The organism is Neobacillus sp. DFD-2R, assembly GCF_057747865.1.
On record NZ_CM173228.1, the window covers coordinates 1,330,243 to 1,343,213 of the forward strand.

At 38.9% G+C, this 12,971-nt stretch carries 16 protein-coding genes and 2 other annotated features; of the genes, 14 read left to right on the forward strand and 2 right to left on the reverse strand.

Annotated features, from left to right (window positions below; genetic code table 11):
- The first annotated feature begins 234 nt into the window (after nt 1-234).
- From speD to AC3ANV_RS06445, 11 genes are all read left to right on the forward strand, one after another.
- On the forward strand, nt 235-609 hold the full coding sequence (gene speD, locus AC3ANV_RS06395) for an adenosylmethionine decarboxylase (protein ID WP_307403687.1): 375 nt from the start codon (nt 235-237) through the stop codon (nt 607-609).
- A 111-nt stretch (nt 610-720) separates the two neighbouring features.
- Nucleotides 721-1,119: a hypothetical protein gene (locus tag AC3ANV_RS06400; protein ID WP_488312807.1), complete on the forward strand. Its 399-nt coding sequence runs from the start codon at nt 721-723 to the stop codon at nt 1,117-1,119.
- 101 nt (nt 1,120-1,220) lie between these two features.
- Nucleotides 1,221-1,682, forward strand: coding sequence for a transcriptional regulator NrdR (gene nrdR, locus AC3ANV_RS06405; RefSeq protein WP_307403691.1), 462 nt, complete (start codon nt 1,221-1,223; stop codon nt 1,680-1,682).
- Nucleotides 1,683-1,731: 49 nt separating this feature from the next.
- Nucleotides 1,732-3,129, forward strand: coding sequence for a replication initiation and membrane attachment family protein (locus AC3ANV_RS06410; RefSeq protein ID WP_488314151.1), 1,398 nt, complete (start codon nt 1,732-1,734; stop codon nt 3,127-3,129).
- A 13-nt stretch (nt 3,130-3,142) separates the two neighbouring features.
- Entirely contained in the window at nt 3,143-4,072 is a 930-nt protein-coding gene (gene dnaI, locus AC3ANV_RS06415; RefSeq protein ID WP_488312808.1) for a primosomal protein DnaI, read from the forward strand.
- A gap of 127 nt (nt 4,073-4,199) precedes the next feature.
- Entirely contained in the window at nt 4,200-5,081 is an 882-nt protein-coding gene (ytxC, locus tag AC3ANV_RS06420) for a putative sporulation protein YtxC (RefSeq protein ID WP_488312809.1), read from the forward strand.
- A gap of 98 nt (nt 5,082-5,179) precedes the next feature.
- Nucleotides 5,180-5,436: a binding site (T-box leader), on the forward strand.
- 275 nt (nt 5,437-5,711) lie between these two features.
- Nucleotides 5,712-7,646, forward strand: coding sequence for a threonine--tRNA ligase (gene thrS, locus AC3ANV_RS06425; protein WP_488312810.1), 1,935 nt, complete (start codon nt 5,712-5,714; stop codon nt 7,644-7,646).
- 175 nt (nt 7,647-7,821) lie between these two features.
- Nucleotides 7,822-7,953, forward strand: a sequence feature (ribosomal protein L20 leader region).
- Nucleotides 7,954-8,103: 150 nt separating this feature from the next.
- Nucleotides 8,104-8,607, forward strand: a complete 504-nt coding sequence (gene infC / locus AC3ANV_RS06430; protein WP_066258068.1) for a translation initiation factor IF-3 — start codon at nt 8,104-8,106, stop codon at nt 8,605-8,607.
- A gap of 17 nt (nt 8,608-8,624) precedes the next feature.
- Entirely contained in the window at nt 8,625-8,825 is a 201-nt protein-coding gene (gene rpmI / locus AC3ANV_RS06435) for a 50S ribosomal protein L35 (RefSeq protein WP_488312811.1), read from the forward strand.
- Between the two features lie 35 nt (nt 8,826-8,860).
- A complete protein-coding gene (gene rplT / locus AC3ANV_RS06440; RefSeq protein ID WP_488312812.1) occupies nt 8,861-9,220 on the forward strand; it encodes a 50S ribosomal protein L20 in 360 nt (119 codons plus the stop codon).
- 57 nt (nt 9,221-9,277) lie between these two features.
- Nucleotides 9,278-9,547, forward strand: a complete 270-nt coding sequence (locus tag AC3ANV_RS06445) for a DUF1294 domain-containing protein (protein WP_488312813.1) — start codon at nt 9,278-9,280, stop codon at nt 9,545-9,547.
- A gap of 6 nt (nt 9,548-9,553) precedes the next feature.
- Here AC3ANV_RS06445 and AC3ANV_RS06450 read toward each other — a convergent pair whose 3' ends face one another.
- Complete coding sequence (locus AC3ANV_RS06450) at nt 9,554-9,934, reverse strand: sigma-w pathway protein ysdB (protein ID WP_488312814.1); 381 nt, start codon at nt 9,932-9,934, stop codon at nt 9,554-9,556.
- Nucleotides 9,935-10,039: 105 nt separating this feature from the next.
- On the opposite strand from AC3ANV_RS06450, the gene AC3ANV_RS06455 reads away from it, so the two are divergent.
- Together AC3ANV_RS06455 and AC3ANV_RS06460 are read left to right on the forward strand one after the other, a co-directional pair.
- The gene (locus AC3ANV_RS06455) at nt 10,040-10,531 is read left to right on the forward strand and encodes a dUTP diphosphatase (protein ID WP_488312815.1); all 492 of its coding nucleotides are present in this window, start codon (nt 10,040-10,042) and stop codon (nt 10,529-10,531) included.
- Between the two features lie 70 nt (nt 10,532-10,601).
- Entirely contained in the window at nt 10,602-11,687 is a 1,086-nt protein-coding gene (locus AC3ANV_RS06460; protein ID WP_488312816.1) for a M42 family metallopeptidase, read from the forward strand.
- Between the two features lie 165 nt (nt 11,688-11,852).
- Here AC3ANV_RS06460 and sspI read toward each other — a convergent pair whose 3' ends face one another.
- Entirely contained in the window at nt 11,853-12,062 is a 210-nt protein-coding gene (gene sspI / locus AC3ANV_RS06465) for a small acid-soluble spore protein SspI (RefSeq protein ID WP_488312817.1), read from the reverse strand.
- 114 nt (nt 12,063-12,176) lie between these two features.
- Here sspI and AC3ANV_RS06470 point away from each other — a divergent pair, with 114 nt between their 5' ends.
- On the forward strand, nt 12,177-12,929 hold the full coding sequence (locus tag AC3ANV_RS06470; protein ID WP_488312818.1) for a TrmH family RNA methyltransferase: 753 nt from the start codon (nt 12,177-12,179) through the stop codon (nt 12,927-12,929).
- Nucleotides 12,930-12,971: the final 42 nt, after the last annotated feature.

A 12,971-nucleotide genomic window follows, 5' to 3' on the forward strand; every position in this document is an offset into this window, starting at 1 on the left:
CATCGAACCCTTTTGCATTATTAGACTTTTAAAAATTTTAATTTGATAGGTTGCAAAATAAATATAAACAAAGTATACTAGTCATCGTGAACTTCTTGAAATTAGGTAGCAGATAATTACTTAAAGGGTTAGGACCTCTCTGGACTAACTTTCCCCCGTGGTAGTTACTTGGGTACCGTCAATAACAGGATTTCAAGATCGAAGCGGAAAAAGGTTAGAGGGGGAAATAAGAATATGGAAACAATGGGACGTCACGTTATCTCTGAATTATGGGGATGCGATTTTGAAAAATTGAATGATATGGATTTTATTGAACAAACTTTTGTAGAAGCAGCACTTAAATCAGGGGCGGAAATTCGCGAAGTAGCTTTTCATAAATTTGCACCACAAGGTGTGAGCGGTGTTGTTATTATTTCTGAATCACATTTAACAATTCATAGCTTCCCTGAACATGGTTATGCAAGCATTGATGTGTATACTTGCGGTGATTTGAATCCAAATGTTGCTGCTGATTATATTGCTGAAGCATTAAATGCTCAAACTCGTGAAAATATTGAAATCCCGCGTGGTATGGGTCCTGTAAATGTAAAACAGGCAAAGGTTCTTTAATTAATTATAAAAAATAACCCGTAAAGAGGTGTATGAAACCATACATCTCTTTTTATTTTCTCTCCGAATGTGTAAACTAAGAAAAAAGGGATTAATTATTGGAGGAAAGTCATGGCTAATTTTGGGAACTTATTTTTACGATTTAGTAAACAAATTGAAACATCTGATTCTTTAACGGATGAACAGCTAAAGACACACTATTATAAGGCGAACTTTAACCAGCTATTTCAAACAGTTGAAAAGCTATTTCATGATGATGTTGATTGCCGTATCACCACCGTTTCAAAAGAGCATGGGGAAATCGCTGTTGAAGTCACTAAACCTATCCCCTGTTTCCTTATCGCTACGGTTGTAACTGAAAGACCGTTGGAGACGGCTGTAGACTTCAAAATTTCAACAGAACGCTTTTCATTAGCTGGGAATTACCCAGCCTTAAAAAAGCGAATTATCTCCTATTATCAACGTCTAAACCAACTACATACATTTATTAGATCGGGTAAAAACAGATGATACTTGTACTTGTGTAAAGATTTTCTTTTTAATAAGATAATAGTAAGAATACTGCTAAGCATTGGTGCGGATTTACGGGATAGATTTGGAGTTGATTAATCATGAAATGCCCATCATGTCAAAATTACGGTACACGTGTGCTGGATTCCCGCCCTGTTGATGAGGGGCGAGCAACAAGAAGAAGACGGGAATGTGAAGAATGCGGATATCGCTTTACAACGTTTGAGAAGATTGAAGAAATCCCGCTTATTGTTGTAAAGAAAGAAGGTACCAGGGAGGAATTCAGCCGGGATAAAATCTTAAGAGGCCTTATTAAGGCATGTGAAAAGCGTCCTGTTGCCTTAAAGGAATTAGAAGATATAACCCAAGGGGTAGAAAAAGAACTCCGTAATCAAGGGGTTTCTGAGATAAAAAGCGAACTGGTTGGCGAAATGGTGATGGACAGGCTGGCGCATGTTGATGAGGTCGCTTATGTCCGCTTTGCTTCAGTTTACCGCCAATTTAAGGATATTAATGTATTCATTGAAGAATTAAAGGAATTGATAAAGAAAGAGAAATCTTAAGGAGCTAATGCGGTATTTAGCTCCTTTTTATAAGAAAGGTTTGAAAAATATGGTGCAGCATTGGCAGGAACTCGTTCCTATCGACCGTTATATTGTAGCGGCAAATGGTTTGCTGCATGATTATGATCGCAAAGTGCTGACATTTTTATATCAGCCCTTAATTGGATCCACTTGCTTTAGTTTATATATGACGCTATGGGCAGAGCTGGAGGAGAATCGCTTATGGTCCGAATCCTCAAGCCATCACCTTTTGATGAATCTATTAGAAATGAATTTAAAGGAAATATACGAAGCACGCTTAAAATTGGAAGGAATTGGACTGCTGAAAACATTTGTCAAGACAGATGAAGGAGAGCGGTCATTTATCTATGAGCTGCATCCTCCATTAACTCCTGAGCAATTCTTTTTAGATGGTATGTTAAATATTTATTTATACCGAAAGATAGGGAAAAATCATTTTGCCAGACTTAAACGATTTTTTAGCGATCAGCAAAAGCCTAAAGAAAGTGAGTTTCTTGATGTCACAAGAGCATTTCAAGATGTGTTTGAATCGGCCACTCCAGGAAGTCTTCAATATCTTCAGGACATTTCAGGGGAATTTGAAGCGGATGGCAATCAACAGTTTATTGGCCGAAGAGACCCGCAGCCAGTGCAAATTGATACCCATACCTTTGATTTTGACCTGTTGATGGCCGGTTTAAATGAATCGCTTGTGCCTAAGAAGGCCCTAACCCAAAAGATTAAAGAAGTAGTTAGTAATCTAGCCTTTCTTTATACCATTGATCCCATTCAGATGAAAAATATCATATTAGGTGCTATTAATGAGAACAGTGAAATCGATATCGAGGAATTACGAAAGGGTGCCCGGGATTGGTATCAGTATGTAAATCAAGATCAGTTACCTAACCTAATTGAACGTACTCAGCCTTCCAAACATCAAGTTCAAATAGCAGAGCCGAAAACACAGGAAGAAAAATTAGTACGTTACTTAGAAACCACCTCGCCGCTTCAATTTTTTAAGGATCTCTCAGGCGGTGGCGAGCCTTCTCGTTCTGATATACAAATCGTAGAAGATGTGATGTTCAAACAAAAGCTTTTGCCGGGTGTTATCAATGTGTTGATTCACTTTGTAATGTTAAGAACAGATATGAAATTTACAAAAGGCTATGTTGAAAAACTAGCAGGTCACTGGGCTAGAAAGCAGGTTAAAACGGTAAAAGAGGCAATGGAATTGGCAAAGAAAGAGCATAACACCTATGTTGGTTGGGGCGATGGAAAAAAATCAGGGAAATCAGCGAAGCAAAAGTCTATTCGGACAGAGGTCCTTCCTGATTGGTTTGACGACAATTCCAAAGAAGCTGTTAAAGATACATCAAATGGGGCAAATTCTGAGCTTGAAGCAAAGAAGCGTGCCATTGAAGAAAAATTAAAGGCATTCCGAAAATAGGAGGTGATGAAATATGGAAAGGATTAACCAAACACTGAAACGATTAGCCTCAAATGAGAACTTTCAGAAACGTTATGAAAAAATGCGTCATGACACACTTCAACATCCCGATATTAAAGCTTTCTTAACAACGCATCAGAATGTGATTTCCCAAGAGATTATTGATAAAAGCTTGATTAAATTGTACGAGTATACCAATCAAAGTAAGGAATGTAACCACTGTCCAAGTCTTGAGGGGTGTATCAATATTATGAAAGGTTACCACCCGGAATTAGTATTAACGCGGAATACAATCGATGTGGTCTATGAACGATGCCCAAGAAAAATTATGGACGATGAAAAAAGGAAAAATCAACAGCTTATTCGAAGTCTATATGTACCTAAAGATATCTTGGAAGCTACCTTTGAGGCCATTGAAGGAGATTCCGGCAGGCTCGATGCAGTCGACAAGGCAGCCACTTTTTTAATGAATTACGAGACAAACAAAAAGCAAAAAGGCTTATATCTCTATGGGAAATTTGGGGTAGGAAAGTCTTATTTGTTAGGCGCTATCGCAAATGAGCTGGCAAAGAAGCATATTTCATCTATGATTGTCTATGTCCCGGAGCTATTGAGAGAGATGAAAAGTGCCATCGCCGATTCAACCTTAAATGGAAAAATAGAAGCCCTAAAAAAAGAGCCAATCCTCATGTTTGATGATATAGGCGCTGAAGCTGTATCCAGTTGGACTAGAGACGAAGTGTTAGGCCCGATTCTGCAATTTCGGATGCTTGAAAACCTTCCAACCTTTTTCACTTCGAATTTTGACTTTCAAGAGCTGGAGCATCATTTAACCTATAGCCAGCGTGGTGAAGAAGAGAAAATGAAAGCAAGGAGAATCATGGAAAGAATTCGGAGTTTAAGTGAACCGGTGTTAGTAGATGGTCCGAACCGGAGAACTTAAGATTTACAGATCAAGAAAAAGGATTGCCGAACAAATGTCGGCAGTCCTTTTTCTTTTTTACTAACTTCTATTTTGGTCAAGTTCCCCATATATATTAAAACAAGATATGGTCTAAGGGGGGATTTGGTTGGCAGAGATCATCTTCCAAAGCAAGATGGATGCAATCAGGTTTTATAATCACTTGCTGAAGTGTTTATCATATAGTCAGGAAAATAATGATATTCTTCTTTATGAAGATCGACTTATAGTGGAAATTATTGATAGCAGCCTGTCTTATGCTGTATTGAAAAAGACAAAAGAGGCATTTTACGAGTTTATTGTTAAAATAAAGCAAGATGATTGGCTAAGAGGCATTTTAAAGGAACATTATTACTATGAGGATCCGGAAGAGCAGCAGCAAATAATGGAGATTATTTATACCATCCTTGAAGGGCAAAGAGAGGATTTAGCAGCCTTCTTGAAGGAAACCAGCGAAGAGCCGAATATCAGAGCTGCTATTGAGCAAATTTTTCAAAATAATGTTTCGTTTTCTTTTGATTCATTTCACAAATTTCGTTTGCGCTCTTATATTCAGAAGTTGAGAGGTTATGTGGAAATTTCAATTGATGAGTATAAAATGGAGCAGGAATATCAAATGTTTGTTCAAACACTAAGGGAGTTTTTAGCAAACCGTAAACCTAAAATGGGCATTCTTCATTTATTGTTTGATGAAGAGGTTACATTTTATACGGAAGATTTTGAGGAAATCAAACGTGGAGAATTAGTCAAAATGGTTGACCGGAAATTACTGGTGAATCATCCGGTTTATGTTGATTCTGTTTCAATTGCACCGCTATTATCACTTGCGCCGACGACAATTTTTCTTTATGCGAAAAATCCTGATGAACCGCTCATTAGAACAATAAAAAATATCTTTGAGGAAAGAGTCACAATTAAAACATTTGAAGCTCTTCGTGCTACGATGAAGTGGAGCATTAAAGATGATACCAATTCGGAGAATCATGGATAAAACTAAATAATATTGCAATAATGAAAATTATTAGGTTTATGTCCCTTGATTTTTTAAAATCAAATCATTATAATAACCTACATAGTAAAATATATGCAGCAAAAGTAATGATAAGGATAACAGTATTTTTTTACGAATCTCAGAGAGGGAGAGCTTGGCTGAAAATCTCCTATTACGGAATCAATACTTACCACCTTTAAACTTCAGCAGTGAACCCTTATGATGACCATGAGGCAAGTAATCGCTGACGGCAACAACCGTTATCTGACCTAAAGTCATTTTTAATGAGCCTTTAACGTTTATTAGAATTGAAAAATTGGGTGGAACCACGTGTTAATCAAAACTCGTCCCTTTTCCAGGGACGGGTTTTTTTATTTTTTGGCTGTGTTAATGGCCATTGTTGATTTTGTAACTATGTTGATTGGAGCGCAAATCAACAGGCAAGTTTAACACAACCTATTTTTTAAAATTATAATTTAACTTAGAAAATTGTCTAGCTCCAGCGCCTAGGGGCTCGGGGTTATAAGCCAATCCGGCATGAAGGTTAAAAAGCAACCTTCATGCCGGCTCGTCTTATACCTGTCGCCCCTGGGCAAGGCGCTTCCGCTTTTCTAAAAAGGAGGAATTACCATGTCAGACGTTGTTAAGATTTCGTTTCCGGATGGGGCAGTAAAGGAGTTCCCGTGTGGAACAACAACGGAAGATATTGCTGCATCCATTAGCCCCGGTCTTAAGAAAAAAGCGATTGCCGGTAAATGGAAGGGTCAAATGTTTGATCTTCGCCGTCCAATCCTTGAAGACGGTTCAATAGAAATTGTTACAGCTGATTCGAGTGATTCGTTGGAGGTTTTGCGCCATAGTACAGCTCATTTAATGGCTCAGGCGATTAAAAGACTGTATCCAAATGTAAATCTTGGTGTGGGTCCGGTTATTGAAGGCGGATTTTATTATGATATCGATCTTGACGAATCGTTAACTCCTGAAGACCTTCCGAAGATTGAAAAAGAAATGGCGAAAATCGTAAATGAAAACATTGAAGTTGTTCGCAAAGAGGTTAGCCGTTCTGAGGCAGTGCAACTGTTTAAAGAAGCAGGTGACCCTTATAAACTCGAACTAATTGAAGCGATTCCTGATGAGGAAACAGTAACCATCTATGAACAAGGTGAATTTTTTGACCTTTGCCGTGGTATCCATGTTCCCTCAACCGGAAAGATTAAAGAATTTAAACTTTTGAGCATCGCGGGTGCATATTGGCGCGGCGACAGCAATAATAAAATGCTGCAGCGTATTTATGGCACTGCCTTCTTTAAGAAAGAGGATTTGACAGAGCATCTCCGCTTGTTAGAAGAGGCGAAAGAGCGTGACCATCGCAAGCTGGGTAAAGAGTTAAACCTATTTACAAATTCACAAAAGGTGGGTCAAGGACTTCCGATCTGGATGCCTAAAGGGGCGACAATCCGCCGTATCGTCGAACGTTATATAGTCGATAAAGAGGTACGCATGGGCTATGACCATGTTTACACTCCTGTGATGGGAAGTGTCGATCTTTATAAAACTTCCGGACACTGGGATCATTACCAGGATGATATGTTCCCTGTCATGGAAATGGATAATGAACAACTCGTACTTCGTCCAATGAACTGTCCTCACCATATGATGGTTTATAAAAACGGTATTCACAGCTACCGTGAGCTTCCGATTCGGATAGCAGAGCTAGGCTTGATGCACCGGTATGAAATGTCGGGTGCTCTATCAGGATTGCAACGAGTTCGCGGTATGACATTAAATGATGCCCATATCTTTGTCCGCCCTGATCAAATTAAAGAAGAATTCCAACGCGTTGTTCGGCTGGTGTTGGATGTTTATAAAGACTTTGATATTAAAGATTATTCTTTCCGATTATCTTACCGTGACCCTCAGGATAAAGCGAAATATTTCGACGATGATGCGATGTGGGAAAAAGCACAAAGCATGCTAAAAGAGGCGATGGATGATCTTGGGTTAGACTATTTTGAAGCAGAAGGGGAAGCGGCGTTCTACGGTCCTAAACTCGATGTTCAAGTTAGAACTGCTTTAGGTAAGGATGAAACACTCTCAACTGTTCAATTAGATTTCTTGCTTCCTGAACGATTCGATTTAACTTATGTTGGTGAAGACGGTAAACAGCACCGCCCGGTTGTTATTCACCGTGGTGTCGTCTCCACAATGGAACGTTTCGTTGCATTCTTAATTGAGGAATACAAAGGGGCATTTCCAACATGGCTTGCACCGGTTCAGGTACAGGTGATTCCTGTTTCACCGGGAGTTCATTACGAATATGCGAAGCAAGTGCAGGAAAAGCTTCAAAATGAAGGTTTCCGAGTAGAGTTAGATGGTCGTGATGAAAAAATCGGCTATAAAATCCGTGAAGCACAGATGCAAAAAATTCCATATATGCTTGTTGTCGGTGATAAAGAAGTGGAAGAATCGGCCGTAAACGTCCGCAAATATGGAGAGCAAAACTCAGAAACAAAGCCATTTGCAGAGTTTCTTGCATCGTTAAAAGCAGAAGTTGCAAGAGGATAAATTTAAAAGGAGAGAGGGATCCCCTCTCTTCTTTTATGAAAAAATAAAAATAAACCTATTGAATAATTCTATTGATTTATGCTACAATACATTTCGTTGTCATATAAATAGTTGTTTGACATTGCGTCTTTGTTTATGATATAGTAACTAAGGTGTAAAAAATAGAATACGATTTTGGGAAAAGAAGAAGCACCCGCTTCTCACCTGATTGACGCGAATAAGCAGTTGGCAGGTATTACGTGAACAATTGATTCATTAACTATGTTTCGTAAAGTGTGGGTGTTTTCATCCGCACTTTTTTTGTTTGTGTATTTAAACAAAGCACTGCTTAATACTTGTCGGTTCACAAGGTGTCAAGCGTCAGGTTTGAAAAAGAAGCCTATTTTAAAACAGCACCATCTTGACCCTTTCGTTGTATTCACATTAACCCTGGAGGTGGCTAATTATTAGCAAAGACATGTTGTTAAATGAGGGCATTCGCGCTCGCGAAATTCGCCTAATTGATCAAAATGGCGAGCAGTTGGGGATTAAAACCAAAACTGAAGCCTTGGAGATTGCCGGACGAGTGAATCTTGATTTGGTACTTGTAGCACCAAATGCAAAGCCTCCGGTAGGCCGGATTATGGACTATGGCAAATTTAAATTTGAGCAGCAAAAGAAAGATAAAGAAGCACGTAAGAATCAAAAGATTATCACTACTAAAGAAGTTCGTCTCAGCCCAACGATTGATGAGCATGACTTTAATACAAAGCTTCGTAATGCTATTAAGTTTTTGGAAAAAGGCGACAAGGTAAAAGCTTCAATCCGTTTCAAGGGCCGGGCGATTACCCATAAAGAAATCGGTCAGCGTGTTTTAGATCGTTTTTCTGAAGCGTGCAAGGAAGTGGCTACTATTGAGTCTCATCCGAAAATGGACGGTCGTAGCATGTTTCTTGTTTTAGCACCTAAAATCGACAAGTAATAAGGAGGACTACCCCAATGCCAAAAATGAAAACTCACCGCGGCGCTGCAAAGCGTTTCAAAAAAACCGGATCTGGTCAGCTTAAGCGTGACCACGCTTATACAAGCCACTTATTTGCTAACAAATCTACAAAAGCTAAGCGTAAACTTCGCAAATCAGCTCTTGTTTCAAAAGGCGATTTCAAACGCATTCGTCAATTATTAACATACGTTAAGTAAACTAGAAGTGATCGATTTATATAGGAGGGAATTACATGCCACGTGTAAAAGGCGGTACAGTTACGCGCAAGCGTCGTAAAAAAGTTCTTAAATTAGCAAAAGGTTATTTCGGTTCAAAACATACATTATATAAAGTTGCTAACCAACAGGTTATGAAATCTTTAATGTATGCATTCCGCGACCGTCGCCAGAAAAAGCGCGACTTCCGCAAACTTTGGATTACTCGTATCAATGCAGCAGCTCGTATTAACGGTCTTTCTTACAGCCGTTTAATGCATGGCTTAAAGCTTGCCGGTATCGAAGTAAACCGCAAAATGCTTGCTGAATTAGCAGTAAGTGATGCAAACGCATTTGCTGAATTAGCAAACGTTGCAAAACAACAATATAACAAGTAATTTTTTTAAAAGCCATTCTCTAATCGGGAATGGCTTTTTCTATAAGGGGATTGGAGAATGGATATAAAGACATTGGTATTCGTGGCATTTTTGATTATGAACATAATTGGACTTTTTATCATGAAGATTGATAAAAATAGGGCGATAAAGCACCGGTACCGGATTCGTGAGAAAACGCTATGGCTTGTAGCATTCTTTGGCGGCGCAGTGGGAACAACAATGGGAATGCAGATATTCCGCCATAAAACAAGGCATTTGTCGTTTAAAATTGGTTTTCCATTGCTGGCAATAGGTGAAATTATTCTAATTGTATACTTAAGCCGCTAATAGCTGCTAATTTTTTTGTAATAAATCTTTAACCGGGCTTTTCCATACAATTTCCGCTTTTGGGTATTGCTCAATGATTTTTTTCTCCATAAAATAAAAGTCTTCTTTGACTAACCCTTTTAATGAGGATGTGTTTTGCGGCCAAATGGAAACTAAGACTACGTCAAAGGAATCATCAATGGTCCCCGGATATTTCTCACCGGCAAATACGGCACCCTTATAGGTCAGTAAAAAGTTCTTTCTGACATCTCTATTGTCATGAAATAAAAAACGTTTTTGCCTTTGAGCAGCCTCGAACTTTCTATTAGTAGTAAAAAATAGTTTTATGACAAAATAAAAAAAGAAAATAATTAAGAACAATAAGACAAAGCGCAACAACCAAACCATTGGTTAAGCCTCCTAGTCATTTTTCCTTTCATACGATTTGTGGCTTAAAAAGTTTCAACCGTTTTTCGTTTTGATATAATTTTTTTAAAAGGAGTGAGAAGAAATATGCAGCTTGAAAAATTGTTTAAAATGCAAAAAGCATTAGATGCTCATATTGAAGAAAAGCATCTGTTACAAGAAGATGATTTATTCAACCGGAAGGTTCTGGCATTACTTGTGGAAATCGGTGAATTAGCAAATGAAACCCGTTGTTTTAAGTTTTGGAGTGTAAAACCATCATCGGCAAAAGAAGTGGTTTTAGAGGAGTTTGTCGATGGCATTCATTTTATTTTGTCGGTCGGGATTGAATGTGGATTCGATGAGAAATCAGTTATATTGGAAGAAAAGCAGCCGTTTGCAAATGTAAACGAGCAATTTCTCCTGGTTTATGAAATGATTTGCAGTTTTCGCAGGAGCAAAGATTTAAATAATTTTATTAGATTGTTTGAGGCTTATTTGCAGTTGGCCTCGCTGCTTGGATTGGCAAATGAAGAAATTGAACAAGCATATTTTAAGAAAAACGAAGTAAATTATTTAAGACAGCAAAATAATTATTAGCTGAAAAATTTGTAGATAATTTGTTTAAATCTGTATAATGAATGCGTACATACATAAAGGGGGCGAAACAATGGCAAATTTAGATGAAACTTTAGCAATGCTTAAAGACTTAACTGATGCCAAGGGGATTCCCGGCAACGAGCGTGAAGTTCGCGAAGTCATGAAGAAATACATAGCGCCATACGCGGATGATGTTACAACTGACGGTCTTGGCAGTCTAATCGCTAAAAAGGTTGGGAAGGAAGACGGACCCAAAATTATGGTTGCCGGCCATTTAGATGAAGTAGGATTCATGGTTACGCAAATCGATGATAAAGGCTTCCTCCGTTTTCAACCTGTTGGCGGCTGGTGGTCACAGGTTATGCTTGCGCAGCGGGTAACCATCGTCACGAAAAAGGGTGATGTAATCGGGGTTATCGGGTCAAAGCCTCCGCATATCTTATCGCCGGAAGCCCGTAAAAAACCGGTAGAAATAAAAGATATGTTTATTGACATTGGGGCAACAAGCCGTGAGGATGCAATGGAATGGGGTGTCCGTCCCGGAGATATGGTTGTACCTTATTTCGAATTTACGGTGATGAACAATGAAAAAATGCTTTTGGCAAAAGCCTGGGACAATCGAATTGGCTGTGCAATTGCCATTGATGTATTGAAACAATTAAAGGGTGTTGATCATCCTAACGTTGTTTACGGTGTTGGTACAATCCAGGAAGAAGTTGGACTTCGCGGTGCCCGTACATCAGCTTCGAAAATTGAGCCTGATATCGGTTTTGGTGTAGACGTTGGTATTGCGGGAGATACACCCGGAATATCTGAAAAAGAAGCAATGAGCAAAATGGGCAATGGTCCGCAAATTATTTTATACGATGCATCTCTTGTTTCCCATAAAGGCTTACGCGATTTTGTAACAGATCTTGCAGATGAGCTAAACATCCCATATCAATTTGATGCCATTCCCGGTGGCGGCACAGACGCCGGTTCCATTCATATGACACATAACGGGGTTCCGGCATTAGCCATAACAATTGCAACCCGTTATATTCATTCACATGCTGCCATGCTTCATCGAGATGACTATGAAAATGCAGTGAAGTTAATTGTTGAGGTTATTAAGCGCTTAGATCGCGAAACGGTAGATAAAATTATCTTTGAATAAGGTTTTAATCCTCGGTTTAGTTTCCGGGGATTTTTTTTTCGTGGATGTTAATTCGCAAATAAGCTAGTCATTTTCGCAAATAGATTATTTACTCTCAACAATTCATTTAATTAAAATTCCATAATAAGAGCCGCCGATCGCTTGATCGACAGCTCCAATAAAAACCTATTGCTTTAACCCGCTCTCGAGGGCTTCAAGCATTTCTCTTTTCTCATCTTCCGATGAATTTTTCCAAATGATTTCAAATAACACGCCAAGACCGGGGAGCATTTTTTCTTCGCCGTTTTGGATGGCATCAACAATTGTATCTTCCAATTCTGCTTGTGAGTTTCCGGATACATTGTGAATAATGGCATTTCGTAAATTTAAATTCATGAATGCACACTCCTTTATTAACCTGTAATTCTTTAATATCTTTCCTGTATTTGGTTTTATTATGTATCTAAATTAGGCTATAATGAAAAAATCAAAATAAAAGGAGCTTTAGGTTTGAAGCATATTCAATCTATTAATAACCCACAGGTTAAACAATGGAAAAAGCTATTAACGAAAAAAGAGCGGGATAAGACGGGAATGTTCATTGTTGAAGGCTTTCACTTAGTTGAAGAGGCGCTCAAACAAAGTGAACAAGTTATAGAAATTATCGTTTCCGACCAAGTAGGTCTGCCGCCGCGCTGGGATTCAGGTGCCACAGCTGTAACAGTTGTTACTGAGGAGATTTCCAATTCACTTTCGGATACAGAAACACCGCAGGGAATTTATGCGGTTTGCCGCCAGATAAGGATGGAAACAGTTGACAATGCGAATACATTTCTTCTCATTGATGCTGTCCAGGATCCGGGTAATCTCGGTACGATGATTCGAACAGCCGATGCAGCCGGGATCGATGCTGTTGTCGTCGGCCGCGGCTGTGTTGATGTATTCAATTCAAAGGTACTTCGATCGGCGCAGGGAAGTCATTTTCACCTGCCGGTGATTCGCGGTGATATCAATGAATGGACCCGGAAGCTAAAGGAAAAAGATATACCGGTATACGGAACAGCCCTTGAAAATGCTTCCGTTTATACCGAGATATCTCCAACAGGTCAATTTGCGCTAATTGTAGGGAATGAAGGTAACGGCGTTAGCAAAGATATTCTTGTCAACACAACAGCGAATCTTTATATTCCGATCTTCGGGAAAAGCGAATCGTTAAATGTGGCGGTTGCAGCCGGCATCCTTCTTTATTTTTTAAAAAAATAGACGCAAACCAGTTTGAAACATGAGAGAAATTATTATATAATA

Bases quoted from the DNA above. Each gene is read 5' to 3' on its own strand.
- speD (WP_307403687.1), top strand. From the start codon at position 235: ATGGAAACAATGGGACGTCACGTTATCTCTGAATTATGGGGATGCGAT.
- AC3ANV_RS06400 (WP_488312807.1), top strand. From the start codon at position 721: ATGGCTAATTTTGGGAACTTATTTTTACGATTTAGTAAACAAATTGAA.
- nrdR (WP_307403691.1), top strand. From the start codon at position 1,221: ATGAAATGCCCATCATGTCAAAATTACGGTACACGTGTGCTGGATTCC.
- AC3ANV_RS06410 (WP_488314151.1), top strand. From the start codon at position 1,732: ATGGTGCAGCATTGGCAGGAACTCGTTCCTATCGACCGTTATATTGTA.
- dnaI (WP_488312808.1), top strand. From the start codon at position 3,143: ATGGAAAGGATTAACCAAACACTGAAACGATTAGCCTCAAATGAGAAC.
- thrS (WP_488312810.1), top strand. From the start codon at position 5,712: ATGTCAGACGTTGTTAAGATTTCGTTTCCGGATGGGGCAGTAAAGGAG.
- infC (WP_066258068.1), top strand. From the start codon at position 8,104: ATGTTGTTAAATGAGGGCATTCGCGCTCGCGAAATTCGCCTAATTGAT.
- rpmI (WP_488312811.1), top strand. From the start codon at position 8,625: ATGCCAAAAATGAAAACTCACCGCGGCGCTGCAAAGCGTTTCAAAAAA.
- rplT (WP_488312812.1), top strand. From the start codon at position 8,861: ATGCCACGTGTAAAAGGCGGTACAGTTACGCGCAAGCGTCGTAAAAAA.
- AC3ANV_RS06445 (WP_488312813.1), top strand. From the start codon at position 9,278: ATGGATATAAAGACATTGGTATTCGTGGCATTTTTGATTATGAACATA.
- AC3ANV_RS06450 (WP_488312814.1), bottom strand. From the start codon at position 9,934: ATGGTTTGGTTGTTGCGCTTTGTCTTATTGTTCTTAATTATTTTCTTT.
- AC3ANV_RS06455 (WP_488312815.1), top strand. From the start codon at position 10,040: ATGCAGCTTGAAAAATTGTTTAAAATGCAAAAAGCATTAGATGCTCAT.
- AC3ANV_RS06460 (WP_488312816.1), top strand. From the start codon at position 10,602: ATGGCAAATTTAGATGAAACTTTAGCAATGCTTAAAGACTTAACTGAT.
- sspI (WP_488312817.1), bottom strand. From the start codon at position 12,062: ATGAATTTAAATTTACGAAATGCCATTATTCACAATGTATCCGGAAAC.